Below are 490 nucleotides of genomic sequence, written 5' to 3'. Positions count from 1 at the left end.
CCTCAAACCCGCCTTCCGGCGCATTGCCAAACGAGGCTGACATTCCATGCAGTGTTGCGATACGGCGGACGATTGACAAGCCGAGACCGCTGCCGGTCACGCTTTGTCCCGGTGGACGATAAAAGCGTTCACCGATGTGTGTAAGTACCTCCGGCGCAACGCCAGGACCATTATCTTTGACGCTGAAATTGCGGGCGTTGAGCGTCACTTCCACAATGCTCCCCTGCGGACTGTAGCGAATGGCATTATCCAGCAGATTTCGTACCATCAGGCTCAGCAACAGCGGCTGTCCTGTGCGCATAATATTGTGTGCGTTAATCTGCAAACGTACGTCAATGTGCGCCTGCTGGGCCGGGTGGTAGATATCCATCACCGCGGATTGCAGTAGCTCCTCCAATGAAATTTCCGCCACATCCTGAAGATTATCGAGGGAGTCGAGGCGCGAAAGCGTCAGGAGCTGATCGACCAGTCGGGTGGCGCGTTCAATTCC

Annotated in this window: 1 protein-coding gene; it reads right to left on the bottom strand. The window is 55.7% G+C overall.

The features are described 5' to 3' along the window. The coding region (locus JTI85_RS18705; protein ID WP_255574868.1) for an ATP-binding protein at positions 1 to 490 on the bottom strand (490 nt) is incomplete at both ends.

Source organism: Citrobacter sp. Colony219 (assembly GCF_019382635.1).
In the GTDB taxonomy this organism is placed as follows: domain Bacteria; phylum Pseudomonadota; class Gammaproteobacteria; order Enterobacterales; family Enterobacteriaceae; genus Citrobacter; species Citrobacter youngae.
This window is presented reverse-complemented; position numbering and strand designations above follow the sequence as displayed.